General features: G+C 53.1%; 14 protein-coding genes. 12 read left to right on the plus strand and 2 right to left on the minus strand.

Translation table 11 applies throughout. From position 1 onward, the window contains the following. The first annotated feature begins 20 nt into the window (after nt 1–20). Complete coding sequence (gene manB, locus CpATCC19410_RS02565) at nt 21–1,109, plus strand: mannose-1-phosphate guanylyltransferase (protein WP_013241362.1); 1,089 nt, start codon at nt 21–23, stop codon at nt 1,107–1,109. Between the two features lie 518 nt (nt 1,110–1,627). Beyond that, nucleotides 1,628–1,927, plus strand: a complete 300-nt coding sequence (locus CpATCC19410_RS02575) for a WhiB family transcriptional regulator (protein WP_014300514.1) — start codon at nt 1,628–1,630, stop codon at nt 1,925–1,927. A gap of 103 nt (nt 1,928–2,030) precedes the next feature. Here CpATCC19410_RS02575 and CpATCC19410_RS02580 read toward each other — a convergent pair whose 3' ends face one another. Beyond that, nucleotides 2,031–2,486, minus strand: coding sequence for a metallopeptidase family protein (locus CpATCC19410_RS02580; protein ID WP_013241364.1), 456 nt, complete (start codon nt 2,484–2,486; stop codon nt 2,031–2,033). Nucleotides 2,487–2,580: 94 nt separating this feature from the next. Here CpATCC19410_RS02580 and CpATCC19410_RS02585 point away from each other — a divergent pair, with 94 nt between their 5' ends. From CpATCC19410_RS02585 to manA, 4 genes are all read left to right on the plus strand, one after another. Further along, nucleotides 2,581–2,982 carry a DUF3499 domain-containing protein gene (locus CpATCC19410_RS02585; RefSeq protein ID WP_013241365.1) on the plus strand — a complete coding sequence of 134 codons (402 nt, stop codon included), beginning with the start codon at nt 2,581–2,583 and terminating at the stop codon, nt 2,980–2,982. A gap of 186 nt (nt 2,983–3,168) precedes the next feature. Next, nucleotides 3,169–4,548 carry a phosphomannomutase/phosphoglucomutase gene (locus CpATCC19410_RS02590; RefSeq protein ID WP_013241366.1) on the plus strand — a complete coding sequence of 460 codons (1,380 nt, stop codon included), beginning with the start codon at nt 3,169–3,171 and terminating at the stop codon, nt 4,546–4,548. 137 nt (nt 4,549–4,685) lie between these two features. Further along, on the plus strand, nt 4,686–5,672 hold the full coding sequence (locus CpATCC19410_RS02595) for a hypothetical protein (protein WP_014401027.1): 987 nt from the start codon (nt 4,686–4,688) through the stop codon (nt 5,670–5,672). A gap of 55 nt (nt 5,673–5,727) precedes the next feature. Continuing rightward, a complete protein-coding gene (manA, locus tag CpATCC19410_RS02600; RefSeq protein WP_013241368.1) occupies nt 5,728–6,885 on the plus strand; it encodes a mannose-6-phosphate isomerase, class I in 1,158 nt (385 codons plus the stop codon). Nucleotides 6,886–6,954: 69 nt separating this feature from the next. Here manA and CpATCC19410_RS02605 read toward each other — a convergent pair whose 3' ends face one another. Beyond that, nucleotides 6,955–7,722 carry a lipase chaperone gene (locus tag CpATCC19410_RS02605; protein ID WP_014522362.1) on the minus strand — a complete coding sequence of 256 codons (768 nt, stop codon included), beginning with the start codon at nt 7,720–7,722 and terminating at the stop codon, nt 6,955–6,957. A gap of 622 nt (nt 7,723–8,344) precedes the next feature. Here CpATCC19410_RS02605 and CpATCC19410_RS02610 point away from each other — a divergent pair. From CpATCC19410_RS02610 to lpqB, 6 genes are all read left to right on the plus strand, one after another. Then, nucleotides 8,345–8,698: a DUF4259 domain-containing protein gene (locus CpATCC19410_RS02610; protein ID WP_013241371.1), complete on the plus strand. Its 354-nt coding sequence runs from the start codon at nt 8,345–8,347 to the stop codon at nt 8,696–8,698. A 191-nt stretch (nt 8,699–8,889) separates the two neighbouring features. Beyond that, entirely contained in the window at nt 8,890–10,329 is a 1,440-nt protein-coding gene (gene ahcY / locus CpATCC19410_RS02615) for an adenosylhomocysteinase (protein WP_013241372.1), read from the plus strand. Beyond that, entirely contained in the window at nt 10,329–10,949 is a 621-nt protein-coding gene (locus tag CpATCC19410_RS02620) for a dTMP kinase (protein ID WP_013241373.1), read from the plus strand. Before ahcY ends, CpATCC19410_RS02620 begins: the two co-directional genes overlap by 1 nt. A gap of 138 nt (nt 10,950–11,087) precedes the next feature. After that, the gene (gene mtrA, locus CpATCC19410_RS02625) at nt 11,088–11,765 is read left to right on the plus strand and encodes an MtrAB system response regulator MtrA (protein WP_013241374.1); all 678 of its coding nucleotides are present in this window, start codon (nt 11,088–11,090) and stop codon (nt 11,763–11,765) included. Between the two features lie 29 nt (nt 11,766–11,794). Further along, entirely contained in the window at nt 11,795–13,453 is a 1,659-nt protein-coding gene (mtrB, locus tag CpATCC19410_RS02630) for an MtrAB system histidine kinase MtrB (protein ID WP_179946589.1), read from the plus strand. Further along, a complete protein-coding gene (lpqB, locus tag CpATCC19410_RS02635; RefSeq protein WP_013241376.1) occupies nt 13,446–15,182 on the plus strand; it encodes an MtrAB system accessory lipoprotein LpqB in 1,737 nt (578 codons plus the stop codon). Before mtrB ends, lpqB begins: the two co-directional genes overlap by 8 nt. Nucleotides 15,183–15,187: the final 5 nt, after the last annotated feature.

Consider the following 15,187-nt stretch of genomic DNA (forward strand, 5'->3'; position numbering starts at 1 on the left):
GAAAAGTAAGGACATCAAAAATGACCACAACGACGCTGCGCGGTAATACAGATGCCGTGATCCTGGTTGGTGGCAAAGGCACGCGCCTTCGTCCGCTGACGGTGTCGACTCCGAAGCCGATGCTACCCACGGCGGGTGTGCCATTCTTATCGCACCTCCTTGCGCGAATTAAAGCTGCGGGCATTAAACACGTCGTTCTAGGCACGTCTTTTAAGGCAGAAGTTTTTGAAGAATACTTTGGCAACGGTGAAGACCTAGGCCTAGAAATTGAATATGTTGTTGAGGATAAGCCGCTAGGAACCGGTGGTGGCATCCGGAATGTTTATGAGAAGCTCCGTGCAGATACCGTCATGGTTTTCAATGGGGATGTTCTAGGCGGCACAGACCTGGGAGGAATCCTCGACGCGCATCATGAGAAGCAGGCTGATTTGACCATGCACCTGGTTCGCGTGCCTGATCCACGGGCTTTTGGGTGTGTTCCTACTGATCAGGACGGGCGTGTTTCGGCATTTTTGGAAAAGACGGAAGATCCTCCTACTGATCAAATCAACGCTGGCTGCTATGTTTTCCGTCGCGAGTTGATTGAATCGATTCCGGCTGATCGTGTGGTCTCTGTTGAACGTGAGACTTTCCCTAAACTGCTGGAAGAGGGGCGTCGCGTGTTCGGGTATGTGGATAACGCATACTGGCGCGACATGGGTACGCCGGCGGACTTTGTTCGAGGGTCTTCTGACTTGGTTCGTGGCATCGCGCCGTCGCCGCTGCTTGATGGACGCACTGGAGAGTCGCTTATCGACGAATCCGCTGGCGTGAAAGATGGTGCCCTTTTGTTGGGCGGCACCGTTATTGGCCGGGGAACGGAGGTAGGAGCGGGCTGCCGTCTTGATGACACGGTGGTTTTCGACGGCGTGACCATCGAACCGGGAGCGGTCATCGAGGACTCCATTATCGCGCATGGTGTTCGCATCGGTGCGAATGCCCGCATCAAGGGGTGCGTTATCGGCGAAGGCGCGCAGATTGGTGCACGCTGCGAACTTTTGAACGGGCTACGGGTATGGCCGGGAGTGGAAATCCCCACTGCTGGAATCCGGTTCAGCTCGGACGCTTAAATAAAAATGTGTCGACCATCTCATTTTTAGTGGCGTGTGTTTGCGTCCTTGAAGGCGTTTTGCTGCTAAAAAATAGAGCTGTTGAATAAAACTCGGAGGGCTTTCGGGGGGTGCGCAACATCTCTTTCGTGCGGGATAGCACGAAGGGATTTGATCGTTGTATCGACACGCTGGTTATCAGAGCTGCAGTAGCGTAGTTAGATCAGGGATACTATATCTAGTACCCCTGACCCCCGCCCCCGCGAAATGTGTTGTGTGAAAGATGTGACTCGTGAAGTTTGCGAGCTGGGGAAATTCATTTTTTGCACGGGGAAAACTGTTTTCGGGTTGACGACATCTTGTGTTGGAGTGTTGAATTTCAAGTATGTAATTCGTTGCATAGTCTTCTTATATGGCTGTACATATCCCGCTAATTCAGCGTGAGTGTGCTGTGAATCTATGTGGCGTGTTGTGAGCTGGCGCGATTTTCTCGCGTAAGCGCTTGCATATGTGAACATCAACGAGGAGAGGAGGGTGGCGTGGAAGATATGGCCAGTAACGCCGCGCCTCGGACTCGCACACCCTTAGAGCTGACGCTGGATGATCTTTTTGGTGCAGTTGAACAGGAGTGGCAAGAGCAGGCCCTGTGTGCCCAGACGGATCCAGAAGCCTTCTTTCCAGAGAAGGGCGGGTCTACCCGTGAAGCAAAGCGCATCTGTCAAGCATGTGCTGTACGGGATGAGTGCCTGGAATATGCGTTGGAACATGATGAACGCTTTGGTATCTGGGGTGGGCTTTCTGAGCGTGAGCGTCGGAGGCTCAAACGGGATATAGGCTAAAGTTCCGTAGCGCAAGGGTCTGCTAGGTGTATAAACCTGGGAGGCCCTTTAACTGTTTAAATTTAACTGTTTAAAACGGAGCGGTGGGGGTTGTGGGGGGGGGTTACCACTGAAAATCGGGGTCAATATCGGTGGGGGATACGTTGAGATAATTGGCCACAAGAGAAGTAAGGACCATTGTTAATAACTCTTGGCGTTCCTGCGTGGAGTTAGTGCGCTGCTCGATCGGCATGCGGAAGAGAACGATTCGGGCCCGAGTGGGGCGTCCAAGATGGTCTATTCCTGCGGGAATGACTCGCCCCAGGGGGATCGGGCCGTCGGCTGCGACTTCGTCTGGCAATAATGCGGCATCGAGGTTGAGGCGCATGCGGGGAACCGTGTCTACCGCAATATCTAAATTTGCAAGCTGCTGGGCAAAACTTTGTTGGATAGGCGCGTATGCTTCGAGCACTGCGGCGTCGAAAAGCGAACGCCGTGAACGGTAGCGCGGGACGGCTGTGGGGAACGTGGGGCCTCGTAGTCCTCTGCCGTGGCGGTCTCGATTCAGGCGGTAATCCATGGTGATAAGAGTAAAACTAAGACCGCTATAGATCGGTAAAACGCGCCGAAGCCCCCCTGGGTCTACCTAAACCTCAACTAGGAGTCTAGACTTTATGGACGTGAATCAGTTTCGTCGTTGTTCTCGCCCCGGTTGCGGTAAACCTGCCGTAGCTACGTTGACTTACGCGTACGCACATTCAACCGCTGTGGTTGGCCCTTTGGCGCCCAACAGTGATCCGCATAGCTGGGATCTGTGCGAATTCCATGCGTCCAAGATTACGGCCCCTCTGGGTTGGGAGCTGTTGCGTGTGGACGCGGTTGATGATGACGATGAGGATCTTACGGCCTTGGCAGAGGCAGTGCGGGAGGCAGGAAGAACCACTAGCGGGCTGATTGATTCCAATCAAGATTTTGGAGTCAACCATCCAGTCCACCGTGCTCAACGCAAGCAGGTATCAAAGAACACTAAACGTGGGCATCTCTCAGTAGTTCCTGATCCGGAGGATGATTGCTAAGCGTCTAGGAGGGCCTAAGGGGCTTTCCGACTGCCGGCTCAGTGCTGAGCCGGGGCGCTAGGTAAGACTGGCCACGCGGCGGAGTGCGCAAGCGCAATCCAACGCCCATGCTGCTAGGGCTGGGTAGACCAGGGTACAATCTCTCCGGAGTACTTTTGTTTATCCCTGAAAGGTGGGATTTGGTAGATGCGTACCCGTGAATCGGTGACCAAGGTCATCAAGGCTTATGACGTGCGAGGGGTCGTCGGTGTTGATATTGATGCTGACTTCATCCGCGAGGTAGGCTCGGCTTTTGGCCATCTGATGCGCAACGAGGGCGCTACTAAGGTCGCCGTAGGTCATGACATGAGGCCGTCATCACCTGAGCTAACTCAGGCTTTTGCAGACGGGCTCACCGCTCAAGGCGTTGATGTGGTTGCGCTAGGGCTCACCTCCACTGATCAGCTGTATTACGCTTCTGGCGTTATGGATTGCCCCGGCGCAATGTTCACCGCATCCCACAACCCTGCCGAATATAACGGCATCAAGATGTGCCGCTCTGGCGCACGACCCGTGGGGCAGGAAACTGGTTTGGGCGCGATTATCGACATGCTGGTGGAGGGCGTCCCGGCTTACGACGGCAAACCAGGCGCTATTACGCAGAAAGATACCCTCGCGGATTACGGTTCCTTCCTTCGTGAACTTGTGGATCTGTCTGGCATCCGGCCTCTTGTTGTTGCTGTGGACGCAGCGAACGGCATGGGTGGGCATACTGTCCCTGAGGTTTTTGCAGGACTTCCACTCGATGTCAAGCCCCTCTACTTTGAGCTAGACGGAACCTTCCCTAACCATGAGGCAAACCCGCTCGACCCCAAGAACCTTGTGGACCTGCAAAAATTCACTCCAGAGGTAAAAGCCGACATCGGCCTAGCTTTTGACGGCGACGCAGATCGCTGCTTTGTGGTTGATGAGAATGGCGACCCGGTGAGCCCCTCTGCTATTTGCGCCATCGTCGCAGAGCGATACCTTGCGCAGCATCCAGGCAGCACGATTATCCATAACCTGATTACCTCCAAGACGGTTCCGGAGGTAATCGCGGAAAATGGCGGTGTTGCCGTGCGTACGCGTGTGGGACATTCCTTTATTAAGGCACAAATGGCGGAGCACGGCGCGGCATTCGGCGGCGAGCACTCTGCTCATTACTACTTCTCTGAGTTTTTCAATGCCGATTCTGGAATCCTTGCAGCAATGCACGTGCTAGCGGCTCTAGGCGGACAAGACAAGCCTTTGTCAGAGCTGATGAAAGAATATTCGCGTTACGCGGCATCGGGAGAAATCAACTCACGTTTGGCTAGCGCTGAAGAACAGGCTGAGCGCACCCAGGCTGTTCTGGATGCTTTCGCGGATCGTACGGAAAGCGTTGATCGTCTCGACGGCGTTACCGTTGAGCTTCAAGGCACTAAGGCGTGGTTCAATGTTCGCGCTTCCAACACAGAACCACTTTTGCGTCTTAACGTCGAGGCTCCTACGGCAGAAGAAGTGGACGCCCTAGTCACTGAAATTCTTGGGGTTATTCGTCAACAGTAGTTTTACGCTAGCTCTTGCCTAGTTTCTGGCTCCCAGGGGATGCACAGCTATGTCTGGCTTTCCTCGGGAGCCTTTGCGTATTTTGTTAACGACTTAGCAGAATAGGCCTTCCTGTTTAGACCTACAATTGGAAGGACATGAATACACAGGAGATTTTCCACGACAGCGAATCTGCCGCTGTACCCACCCATTCTTATGATCCAGAAGCCGTAGCCTTTTACGATATAGCGCATGAAGGCGCACAGTTACGAGTGGTCGCGGAGTTTGTTCGCTCTGGTGGGTTGGACGCGGTGCAAGGAACACAACCACGAAGCGTGGTTGTAGTTACTACAGAGGCAATTGCCACGCACTCGGCGCACGTCTCTATAGCGTTGCATGCTCCGCTCAAGGTTCCCGTGATAGTCACTGCAGAACTGCCGCGTTATGTGGGCCCTTTAGATATTGTGATTGTGGCCACGGAGCGTTCTTCCTCGGAGCATCTATCCCAGGCGCTAACTACTGCGATGCGTAGAGGCTGCATGGTTATCCTCGTCAGCGCTTCCGGGGGAATGCTCCATAAGGATGCTGCCCAAGAAGCCATCGTTGTTCCATCTCTCCCTTTAATAGAAGGCCCAAGTCCGCTTCGTATTATCGCAGTGGTTATGGCAGTACTAGCGCTGCTTGAGCAGGACCAAGAAAGAACCGCGACTGTACTAGAGGAGAGCGCATCTCATGTGGACGCAGAGATTATGCAGTGTTCTCCAGAATATGGTGAAAACGCCAATAGGGCGCGCCAGTTAGCTCAGATAACCGGACATATCATTCACACCGGTACTACCGCCTCCGCTGTGGCAGTGGCCAATCTCATAGCTGTGTTATGGACTAGTTATGGGAAAGAATCAACAAGTCTTCCCGCCACGGAACTTGGGGCGGCCCTGGGGCGTTTCTCGTATGCGGTTAAAGATATATTTTTTGATCCTGACTTGGATAAAGCTCCTACGGGACAAAGCCTAAAAACCATTGCGTGGTGTGAGCCAGAGCCTGACGCATGGGAGCGGACAGAACATATTGATGCTGGATCAACGGGCACGCCATTGCGAATGATTGCTCGCGGATTCGCGGCGACTGCCTTTATATCGAGTTAGCAAGTATTCTCTTACATCGGTGCCAAGAGTGGTACGAAATATCGGGAGGAATGACATGCAGTTGCTGTCCCCAAGTGCACAGGCCTATGCCTGGGGCTCTAGGACACTCATCCAAAATCTCAGAGGTGAGGAGCAAGGAACCAGTCCAATTGCTGAACTTTGGTATGGCGCCCATCCGGGTGGGCCATCGAAGATTGGGGACGAGTCTCTTGCCGAGCATATCGCTGCTGCTCCTGAGCAGCAGCTTGGGCATCGTGTCCATAGCGAATTTGGAGAGAGGCTTCCATTCCTCCTGAAAATTCTGGCAGCGGACCAGCCTTTGTCTTTGCAAGCACATCCTTCCTTGGAACAAGCCCAGGAAGGTTTTGCTAGGGATAACGAGCAGGGGATTCAGCTTGGGGCGCATAACCGGAATTACAAGGACGATAACCATAAGCCTGAGTTACTGATTGCCTTGACCGAGTTCCACGCGATGGCAGGATTCCGTCCGCTTGCTAAGACCCTGGAGATGCTAAGGTTCCTCGACTGTGAGGAATTAGAGCGCTACATCGCGATGGTTGTAGATAATCCACTGAAAGAATCTGATAGCCTGCGTGCGCTGTTTACTACGTGGATCACAATCCCTACGGCTAATCGACGCGATCTCATTGTCGCAGTTGTTTCATCTGCAAAGGAAAAAGCAGAAAGCGCTCCGGAGTGGATGAGCGCTGCGTTGAAGAATATCGTGCTGCTCAACGAGCAGTATCCTGGGGACGTAGGCGTATTGGGGGCGATTCTGCTCAATTACGTTGTTCTTCAACCGGGGGAGGCCATCTACCTTGATGCGGGTAACCTGCATGCCTATGTGCGGGGGCTTGGCGTTGAGATCATGGCAAACTCCGACAATGTTCTTCGTGGCGGGTTGACGTCAAAACATGTTGATGTGCCGGAGCTTGTGCGAGTGCTTAAGTTTGCTTCTTTGGAAAATCCCATTGTAGAGGCAGAATCTGGAGTCTATCCAGTGCCTATCAACGAGTTTGCTATTAAGCGAATCGATCTTGATAAAACTGCAGAAAAGATCGCTCACGATGGTCCCGCCATACTCTTGTGCACGGCTGGAACAGTGGAAGTAGGCGGAGTGACTCTTAACCCAACTCAAGCATTGTGGCTCTCTGCCGCCGATGCTGAGGTGGAGGCGCGCGGTCAAGGCCAGCTCTTTGTGGCTACCGTGTGATCTGATTGTAGGAAGGCATAAGAAAGGGGAACAGCTCAAAGAGCTGTCCCCCTTTTAAAATCATCTATTTTAAGGCTGCAGAACCACTTTTTCTGTGTTCTGAGCCGGTGCTTCAGGCTTAGGCTCAGTTTCTTTTGCCGCAGTAGGATGGGGTTTCTCCTGCGGGGAGAGAAGGGTTCCTGCAGAGCCCAGCATTTTTTGCACGGTAGAGGGGTCCACCAAGGGGGCGGTGGGCTCCGTGATAATTTCCGTGGGGGCCGTGCTTGGTTCTGTTGAGGTGCTACTCGTATTTTGGTCTGGCTTCTCCGTAGACTGAGCGGGATTGGCAGAAGAACCCTCTGATACCGGAACGGTGGGGGGATGCGGTTGCGAGCTTTGGTTTTGGGGAGTTTCTTCTGCGGGATCGTCGAGAGTTGGGGTGTCTATCTCCGGAATTGCAATTGTTGTTTGCTCTTGGGGAGTGGTAGGGACAGCGACCGTGGTAGTAGGGGGGCGAGGTTTCCCACTACCTAGATGCGCATTGGGCGGCATCAGAGGATCGTGACGCACATGAGGAACGCGATTAGGCGCTATTGGGTATTGGGTGCGAACCACATAGGGGTCCTCTTGCGGCGAAGAATCTGCAGGAGCGGGAGCGCTGCTCTGCGGCTGTGGTGCAACACTAGCGGAAGAGGTCACCGCGGCTTCTTCCAATTTTTGTGGCCCAGCGTCGGAGGTAGCGTTTGATGCTGTGGTCTGTGGGCTCCCGAGCTTCCAAACCAAGATCCCAATGGCAATAGCTAGCGTGGTGCCGGCAGCAATGAACAATAGAAACCGGCGAGTATAAGTGTTGTCCACGTCGGCTCCTCTCAACGTCGTAATGGATGTTGAACATCGGCATCGTGTGGCAGGGTTATTCCGTTATGTTGTTCGCTGCGCGGATCGGCTATTCGCCGGTCGGTTCAAGAACAACGAGAGAAAACCAGTCACGATTTGATAACAAAAACGACCGTAGCATACCTTTTAGCGCTCTGTAACCTGAGCGTGACCCTCGCCGTGCTGTTTCTTAAGAAAAAGTACATGATGTTGGGAACAGCGGAAACAGAAGATCATAGGGGACTATAAAAGCTCTTCTTGCAGATGAAAATAAGTTTTTTAGGCACTGGCTGGAGAGAATAATAATGATCAGGAGTGCCAGTTATTCCTATAGGGAAAATCATAAAATAAGTTTTTGTAAGTCGGTAGCGGCTGCCTTCATGGAAGGTGTAATAAAAGAGGTACATACGTGATCGAAACCTCGGTCGGGTTCTTGATCGAGGTGCATGCTAATGATTACGGTGCCGTTTTCTGATGTGTATCAGACTTGACATACGGGGCGGTTTAAACTCTCCAATGTTCATTGAATACAGTTAGCTCAGCGATGCCTCGCCGAAGCGCCGAATAATTTGGTTAAAGATAAAAGTAGTGAAAGGAATAACTCATGAGCACCTGGGAAAGAGAGATTTTCTCCGAGGAAGTTAACGTTGATTTTCTCGATGAGCTAAATGACCTAGACAGCGATGATGTCGTAGAAGCAGTGCGCGATGCTTGTGTTTTAGCAACCGGAACGGGGCGGGTTTCTGAAGACGAGCAGCTTAATGGCTTAGCCGCGGCAACAATTGCGGCTATCTGGGCTGGGGCGCCCTTTAGCGATGGCGACCTGGTAAGCACCTACCCCTTTATCCGGGAATATATAGGGGAGGGCGACGAGGCTTTACACGAATCCGCTGCCAAGCTACTAGAAGAAGCCGATACGGAAGAAGACCTTGAGGCTTTCCTAGAGGCTTTGAGCTAATTCCGGAATAATACTTTTCGCCCCAGTCATGCGGGTATGGGAAAAGCTGTCGAAGGAGGGCGTCGTAACGCCCCCATCTGCGCATGCGTTATGAAAGACTTTTAGAAAGACCCCGCTGTGTATATTGCCGGGATACACCGGTAGAGCTTTGGTGTATTAGGTGCGCGGCACTTGTGAGAAGGAATACTTAAATGACCTCTTTTGATTTCAAGGTGAAAGATTTAAGCCTCGCGGAAGCAGGCCGCCACCAAATCCGTCTCGCAGAATATGAGATGCCGGGTTTGATGCAGTTGCGAGAAGAATATCGTGAAGAACAGCCGCTCGCGGGGGCTCGGATTACCGGCTCGATTCACATGACTGTTCAGACCGCCGTGTTAATTGAGACGCTCGTAGCGCTGGGCGCAGAAGTGCGCTGGGCATCATGCAACATCTTTTCCACTCAAGATGAAGCAGCAGCTGCAGTTGTAGTTGGCCCGGAGGGGACTGTAGACAACCCGCAGGGTGTCCCGGTTTTTGCGTGGAAGGGCGAGACTCTTCAAGAGTATTGGGATTGTGTACACAAAATTTTTGCATGGCCGGGAGACCAGCTTCCCAATATGATCCTGGATGATGGCGGGGACGCAACTATGGCGGTTATTCGTGGCCAGCAATATGAACAAGCCGGCGTTGTCCCACCGGGCGAGGAGGGGGACTCTGACGAGTACCAGGCGTTCTTGGAGATGCTGCGAGCAACGTTGGAATCAGATCCAGGGATGTGGACGGCTATCGCATCCTCCGTGAAAGGTGTCACCGAGGAAACCACGACGGGCGTGCATAGGCTATATCACTTTGCAGAAGAAGGCGTGCTGCCATTCCCCGCAATGAACGTTAACGACGCCGTGACCAAGTCCAAGTTTGATAATAAATACGGTACCCGGCATTCGCTTATCGACGGCATCAATCGTGCCACCGACATGCTGATGGGCGGCAAAAATGTCCTGATCTGTGGCTATGGCGACGTAGGTAAAGGCTGCGCAGAGGCAATGGCCGGGCAGGGTGCGCGCGTAAAAGTTACAGAAGCTGATCCCATTAATGCTCTTCAGGCGCTGATGGACGGGTTCCCGGTAGTCACAGTTGATCAGGCTATCTCGGAAGCGGACATTGTGATTACCGCGACGGGAAACATGGGCATCATTTCCTTTGAACAGATGCTGAAGATGAAAGACCATGCGGTTCTAGGCAACATTGGGCACTTTGATAATGAAATAGACATGGCCTCGTTGCTGCATCGCAACGATGTCTCCCGTGTGACAATCAAGCCGCAGGTTGATGAATTCACGCTGCCCAATGGCAACGCGATTATTGTGTTGTCAGAAGGGCGCCTTTTGAACCTGGGCAATGCCACCGGCCATCCTAGCTTTGTGATGTCCACATCATTTGCGGATCAGACCATTGCCCAGATAGAGCTTTTCCAAAATGATGGACGCTACCGCAATGAGGTCTACCGTTTGCCTAAGATCCTGGATGAGAAGGTAGCCAGAATCCACGTGGAGGCTTTGGGCGGAGAAATTACTGAGCTAACCAAAGAACAAGCGGAATATATAGGCGTGGACGTCGCAGGGCCTTATAAACCGGAGCATTACCGTTACTAATGATTATTGCGATTGAAGGAATTGACGGCGCGGGTAAAAATACTCTGGTTCGTGCCCTCGTCGAGAAGCTTGACGCACGAGTTTTAGGGTTTCCGCGCTACCAGGACTCTATCCACGCCCATCTTGCGCAGAAGGCGCTCTACCAGGAGATGGGTGACGTCAGTGATTCCATCTACGCCATGGCCCTACTTTTTGCGCTAGACCGTAGGGAGATAGCGGAGGAACTCCGGTCCTATAAGGGGAGTGAAGACGTTATCTTGCTCGATAGGTATGTCTCCTCTAATGCCGCATATTCGGCGGCTCGCGCACAGGACTGGAACCTGGTGGCGTGGGTTTCTCACCTTGAGTTTGAGGAGTTTGGCCTTCCTACCCCCGATATACAAGTGCTTCTGAATACCTCCCCGGAAGTAGCAGCACAGCGTGCGGCAAAGCGGGAGGAACAGGACCAGGATCGTTCCCGCGACTGCTATGAAACCGATAGTAGCCTGCAGGTTCGTACCTCAGATGCGTACGCTAGATTGGCTGAAGAGAAGCGGTTTTCTCCTTGGATTGTGGCGCAGCCGGGAGACTCTGTTGATGACGTCGCACTCAAGATCATCCAAACCCTGGGTACGATGTAATGAGTTAGTTTTAAAATTATTATAAAACCCGCTAGGCGGGATGTGGCCTTCTTCTGGAGCTCCTGGGCGAGCAAAACTCGTATATAGGGGCGACGGCGGTGGGTATTCCGCGCTTGTTTGAGGAAGGACTTCAGGCAGATGCCCCAGAAGATTCTTGTCGTTGATGATGATCCAGCCATCTCTGAGATGCTGACAATCGTGCTGGAAGCTGAAGGTTTTAATACCGTAGCTGTCACCGATGGTGCCTTAGCAGTAGAAACCTTTAATCGAGAAGAACCGGATCTTGTTCTTCTGGATCTTATGCTTCCAGGTATGAACGGTATCGATATTTGCCGTTTGATCCGTCAGAACTCGACAGTGCCTATAGTGATGCTCACAGCTAAAACAGACACCGTTGACGTGGTGTTAGGGCTGGAAACGGGGGCGGATGATTACATCACTAAGCCTTTCAAGCCCAAGGAACTCATTGCGCGGCTGCGGGCGCGGCTGCGCCGTACAGATGACGCACCCGCGGATGTCATCGAGATCAGCGATCTTGCCATCGACGTCCCCGGCCATGTGGTCAGCCGCGGGCGAGAGGTTATCCAGCTCACCCCGTTGGAGTTTGATTTGCTTCTTGAGCTAGCAAGTAAGCCCGGCCAGGTATTTACTCGGGAAGAATTACTGCAAAAGGTATGGGGATACCGGAACGCGTCGGATACCCGATTAGTCAATGTCCACGTGCAGCGGTTGCGTGCAAAAATTGAGAAGGATCCGGAGAACCCCCAGATCGTGCTCACTGTCCGAGGCGTCGGATACAAGACCGGGCAGGAGTAAGTTTTATTTCTGCATACGGCCTGAAACAGCTGCGACATCGCTTTGTCGAGCTGTGGCGCACCTCGCTTCAATTCAAGGTTCTCGGATCTATCTTTGCGGCATCGCTGGTAGTCATGATGATCTTGGCCTTTGTCCTGGTTAGCTTTGTTACCCAGCGGTTAATCAATACCAAGTTGGATATTGCAAACTCGGAGATCGACCGTGCGCGTGTGTCTGTGGAACAACAAATTAAGGCCACAGGTGCTTCCAGCAGTATGCAGGTTCGTCTAAATTCTGCCCGTGCCGCCCTTGTAAACAAGGTGGCATCGGCAGAAGACCAAGCAGTATATGAGCCAGTCATTCTGGTGAACAACCCCGATGGTTCTGTGATCGCGTCGCCGGAGGGATATCGCATCCCAGAACGGCTTCGGAGCTTTGTGGATCAACGGCAAGTTTCCTATCAATTTGCCACCATTGACCGCGCCAACGGTACAACCTATAAGGCGCTTATCATCGGGACCCCGACAAACTCCGATATTCCTAACACACAAGTCTATTTAGTGATGTCTATGGAATCTGACGAGGCAACTCTAGCGCTGTTGCGCGGTCTGTTTTCCGGGGCAGCCATTGTCCTTGTGGTGTTGCTCGTGGGGATCACCTGGTTGCTTACTCAACAGGTGATCACGCCGGTGCGTTCTGCAAGCCGCATCGCGGAACGCTTTAGCTCAGGACATTTGAGAGAGCGCATGGTGGTCGATGGGGAAGACGAGATGGCGCGTCTGGCAATGAGCTTTAATTCCATGGCCGAGTCCTTGTCTAAGCAAATTGCGCAGTTGGAAGAATATGGAAATTTACAGCGCCAGTTCACCTCGGACGTCTCCCACGAGCTAAGAACCCCGCTTACCACGGTCCGCATGGCCGCAGACATGATCGCGGACGGTTCTGAGGATCTCTCACCTGGCGTGAAGCGAGCCTCTGAGCTCATGGTGAGAGAACTCGATCGCTTTGAGGCACTATTGGCTGATCTCCTAGAGATTTCTCGTCATGACGCCGGTGTTGCGGACCTTGCAGAGAACAATCTTGATATCCGCGCGTGTATCAATGCAGCATGGCAACAAGTCGAGCATCTTGCGCAAGAGCTGGGGATTGAAGTGCGCTTTGATATCCCCGCCGAACCCGTAAACCTGGTGGGTGATTCACGCAGGATAGAGCGGGTGCTGCGTAATCTTTTGGCCAATGCCATTGATCATGCCAATGGAAAGCCTGTGGACGTCCACTGTGCAGTCACGGAAGACGCCGTGGCCGTGGCCGTGGTGGACCATGGCGTAGGCCTTAAACCAGGGCAGGAGGAGCTGGTATTTAACCGGTTCTGGCGCGCCGATCCATCTCGAGTTCGTCATTCTGGAGGCACTGGGCTGGGGCTGGCAATTTCCCGTGAAGACGCAGTCCTACACGGTGGAACGCTAGCAGCAGCGGGTGTCTTGGGGCATGGAACCATGTTTTTGCTTACGCTGCCGCTTATTCCGCGCTCCGATATTACGACTACTCCCATTGAACTCGTAGCTCCGGGCTTTTCGACGCCCGAAGGGTTGGAAGCATCCGGCGACGCTGTGCTGACTGTGGAGGAAGGGCTCGCGGAAAAATCGCTCGGCCAGGATGCCCATCAAAAAGAAGACACCGAGGAAAGGCTAGGGAAGCAGAATGGCTAGAGTTGCTCGCTTAGGGCTGGCGATTGGACTCGTCGGTGTTCTCGTGAGTGCTTGCACAACCCTGCCTAGTAGCTCAGACCCGCAGGCCATCCGAGGCTTTGATGTGAGTTCCTCTACTGAGCAACAAGCGCCGATCGCAGGCCAAGAGCCCGACTTGTTGTTGCGTGATTTCTATGAGGCAAATACGAACCCCTCGCAACGCTATAAACATGCAAGAGGGTATTTGACCGATGCTGCCTCTGAGCGATGGTCACCGGGCACAAGCGTATTAGTGCTGGACGGGATTGACATTAACTCATCGGCGAATAGTTCGGCCTCGCGCCGGGTATTTGATGTGCGTGGAAACATTGTGGGGTCGCTTGAAGAGGGGGGATCGTATGTGTCCAAGAATGAGAGCTATAGCACCACTATCACTTTGGAAAGGGTTAATTCTGAGTGGCGGATAGCTGAGCTCCCTGACCAGATTGTGGTACAGCGCAATGAGCTGTGGAATCACTATGACCCAAAGCAGTTGTATTTCTTTGATACGAGTGGGTCGACGCTAGTAGCGGATCGACGCTGGGTGTTCAAGGACTCGAGCGCCTCGCGCAATAGCGTGGAGAGCGCACTGATCACCCTGATGGTCGGCGGTCCGTCGCGCAATCTTACTCCTGGCGTGGTTAATGAGGTGCCTTCTGGTGCATCATTTGCCGGTTTGAGTAACGGCTTTTATCAATTCACCGGTATGTCTGGCTTGGGACAAGATGAGATACGTCGGATTTCCGCTCAATTTGTGTGGACACTTGCGCTCTCTGGTTCTGCGGGGCCCTTTAAGTTTGCTTTTGACGGAGTCCCTATCAAATCTGAACGCCGCGATAGTGAAGAGCTCACCGTAGATGATTTTGCAGAGTATAACCCGCAGGCAGGGGCATCTGTGTCCACGGAGATCTATGCGCTGACTAACGGTAGTTTACGTAGCGTTGTAGGCGGACAGGCAGCGCCTGTGGCTGGCTCCTATGGAGCGGTGCACGATATTGAATCAGTAGCTATCTCTAATAAAGATAAGGTGACTGCGGCGGTTCGCGCGGTGGGCAGCGGGGATAAGAAAAAATCTAGCTTGCTGCTTGGCACCGTGGGCGGAAATTATTCTGAGGTTTTGTCGGCTAAAACGATGACTAAACCGACATTTGAGCCCGGGGCGTCGTCGTTATGGACAGTACAAGACGGCCGTAAGATTATTCGTCTTGCGCGTTCTTCCTCAGGCGGGGACATTGTGGAAACCGAAGTATCCATGGACGGGCTTGCGGAGTCAGCAAGCGGCATATCAATGCTGCAGCTCTCTCGTAGTGGCGTACGCGCTGCAATGATTATCGGCGGACGCGTGTATATCGGCATTGTGTCGCGCCCTAACGCCGGAGAACGCAGGATCACTAATATTCATGAAGTCATGCCAGCGATCCAAGATACGGCAGTATCCCTTGACTGGGACAGCAATGGCTCTTTGATCGTGGGAACGTCGAGTTCTGAGGCCCCGGTGTGGGTCATCGCGCAAGATGGTTCTATTGCAACCAAGCTTTCCGCCGGAAATATTGTCGCACCTGTTGTTTCAGTTGCGTCGAATTCCTCGACTCGGTACATCACCGATGCGCGCGTGGCCCTAGAACTTCCTAATTCTGATTCGGCTACGGTGTACTGGCGCGAGGTTCAGGGACTTGAAGGCGGGCGTTCAGTGATCGTGGTACCGCGCTAAAACGT

Origin of the sequence: Corynebacterium pseudotuberculosis (assembly GCF_002155265.1) — a bacterium.
Lineage (GTDB): Bacteria > Actinomycetota > Actinomycetes > Mycobacteriales > Mycobacteriaceae > Corynebacterium > Corynebacterium pseudotuberculosis.

Bases quoted from the DNA above. Each gene is read 5' to 3' on its own strand.
- manB (WP_013241362.1), top strand. From the start codon at position 21: ATGACCACAACGACGCTGCGCGGTAATACAGATGCCGTGATCCTGGTT.
- CpATCC19410_RS02580 (WP_013241364.1), bottom strand. From the start codon at position 2,486: ATGGATTACCGCCTGAATCGAGACCGCCACGGCAGAGGACTACGAGGC.
- CpATCC19410_RS02585 (WP_013241365.1), top strand. From the start codon at position 2,581: ATGGACGTGAATCAGTTTCGTCGTTGTTCTCGCCCCGGTTGCGGTAAA.
- CpATCC19410_RS02590 (WP_013241366.1), top strand. From the start codon at position 3,169: ATGCGTACCCGTGAATCGGTGACCAAGGTCATCAAGGCTTATGACGTG.
- CpATCC19410_RS02595 (WP_014401027.1), top strand. From the start codon at position 4,686: ATGAATACACAGGAGATTTTCCACGACAGCGAATCTGCCGCTGTACCC.
- manA (WP_013241368.1), top strand. From the start codon at position 5,728: ATGCAGTTGCTGTCCCCAAGTGCACAGGCCTATGCCTGGGGCTCTAGG.
- CpATCC19410_RS02610 (WP_013241371.1), top strand. From the start codon at position 8,345: ATGAGCACCTGGGAAAGAGAGATTTTCTCCGAGGAAGTTAACGTTGAT.
- ahcY (WP_013241372.1), top strand. From the start codon at position 8,890: ATGACCTCTTTTGATTTCAAGGTGAAAGATTTAAGCCTCGCGGAAGCA.
- CpATCC19410_RS02620 (WP_013241373.1), top strand. From the start codon at position 10,329: ATGATTATTGCGATTGAAGGAATTGACGGCGCGGGTAAAAATACTCTG.
- mtrA (WP_013241374.1), top strand. From the start codon at position 11,088: ATGCCCCAGAAGATTCTTGTCGTTGATGATGATCCAGCCATCTCTGAG.
- lpqB (WP_013241376.1), top strand. From the start codon at position 13,446: ATGGCTAGAGTTGCTCGCTTAGGGCTGGCGATTGGACTCGTCGGTGTT.